The 1,983-nt window shown below is 36.0% G+C and carries 2 protein-coding genes; both read left to right on the top strand.

The window, feature by feature from the left end; genetic code table 11:
- Nucleotides 1-89: 89 nt before the first annotated feature.
- On the top strand, nt 90-575 hold the full coding sequence (locus Q0117_RS10375) for a hypothetical protein (protein ID WP_297926719.1): 486 nt from the start codon (nt 90-92) through the stop codon (nt 573-575).
- A gap of 15 nt (nt 576-590) precedes the next feature.
- Nucleotides 591-1,983 (top strand): hypothetical protein (locus Q0117_RS10370; protein ID WP_297926716.1); only part of this gene is annotated, 1,393 nt, incomplete at its 3' end.

Below are 1,983 nucleotides of genomic sequence, written 5' to 3'. Positions count from 1 at the left end.
TACTTCCTACTATATATTTATGAGCGCATAGGCGAATATAAACATATCGTAAAATCTAAGATTATTAAAAATTTCTTAAGGAGGAGAGAATGGCGTTTGTTACAGAGCGTATTTCAAAAGAGGATATCGAGAAATACGACTTACTAAAACCGAGCAATGAGATATGCGAAAAATATTATCAGGGCGAGCTTGATTGGGCAAACTTAAATTCAAGAGACTGGTGCATAGATAGAGAAAGAGGCATTTGGCTTTTTCCTGTGCGCGTGATCACTATCGGAGATCCTAGAGATATGGAATTTAGCGGTGAATATATATGGCTTTTGCATTATAGAGGTAAAGATATAGAGATCGATTTAAGAGATATAAACAACGAAAATACTGGTAAAAAAGATACAGATAATCCATTTAGAATAATATATGAACTAGAATCTATAAGAAGCGATATCGGGAATATACCAAAGCAAGAGATTGTAGATATTTTAAAAGAGATTTTAAATGAGTTTAAAGGAGGAGAGGTTATAACAAGCTCTGTCCCTAAAGAAAATATTCAAGTAACTTTCGTATCAAAAATTTAAAGTAAAGGATGAAATATGGGTTATACGGTAGAACAAGCAAATGCTGAACTAAGAAAAATAGTAGAGGGCAAGTTGCCTGCAACAAAGGCTGAACTAACAAGAATAATAGAAAATTTAAGCGTGGAGACTAGCGGCCAAAAGACGGTTTTATATTCTGGAATGGATAGAGAAACAGTAAGTAATCTTGCCAAGGACTCGAAACTAAGAATGCTTAATAACACAGAAGCGTATAAATTTGTGAGTAACTTGGAAAGTAATAAAGATTTTATAGGAGCTTGGAAAAAAATTACCGGAGAAACTAAGCCAAATTTTAATGACTATAACTCCCCTGTCGGTAAATTTATCGGCGGCGAAGACCCGGTTGATGGTAAGCCTAGAAAAATGGGTGCTTGGGATATAATCTCTAAAAATTTTGTAAAAACTACCAAAGGCGGAGAAATAGTAGCTTTAGTGGGAAACAATGCCAGCACTGGTAGGGTATTTTATCAAACCGAACTTCCCGAGCTTCTCAAAAATGAAAATATCACTAAAATCAACGGTATGGATAAAGCGGAATTAGTTTCTAAGCTAAATTCTTGTGCTACCGATAGAGAAAAACTGAATTATATCATCAGTGATCAAAACGCCGTAGCAAAAATAGCAGGCAAAGAAATATCCGAACTAACGCAAGATGATTTCGATAAAGCACGCAAAAACACAAATTTCGAGGCGATATTCAAAGAAAATAAAAATACGCTAGTTAAAAATTATATCAATGGCATAGTCACAAATGATAAAATTCCATATTCAGAAAAAGTCAAAGAGCTAACTAAGGCTTTTGGTCGCGATAAGCTACCGTTCATCACGAAAGAGCTAAATAGACTAGGGATTATGGGCGGACTAATAGGCTTTGATATGACTATGCAAAGAGCAGATCAAGCACTTAGTGCAGGAAATAGAGAAGAAGCAAGAAGTATCCTCAAAGAATACATGCTAGAAGAAACCGGAGCGAATATAGGCGGCTATATGTTTGCCTCGCTGATTATGCCTAATAAGGGTATGGGCAAAACTAAAGCAATAGCTTTGGTTACACTATTCGGCGCGATAGGCTCATATCTAGGAAGCGACTATCTCCTAAATCTTTATAAGAATAGAGATTCGTTGTCATATTTTTTAAATCTATATGATCCGAATTGGGTAGGAAGAGATCCGTGGCTGCTTGAAGTAATTAAGGAGCTAACGGCTCCTTATGTGGATAAGCTGGATGAATATATGACGAACGCTTCGGATACTCTTATAGATTTTACGATCGCGGCTGTCAATAAAATGAATGAAGAATTATCTAACAAACTTCAAAACACTAAGAAGTTTTATATCGGACTTGCCGTTTCTATCTTGGAATTTTTCATCGTCGACCCTCTCGCCCTTG

This window comes from uncultured Campylobacter sp. (assembly GCF_937997535.1).
Taxonomy (GTDB): Bacteria; Campylobacterota; Campylobacteria; order Campylobacterales; family Campylobacteraceae; genus Campylobacter_B.
The sequence above is the reverse complement of the archived record's forward strand: the minus strand, read 5'-3'. Positions and strand labels throughout refer to the sequence as shown.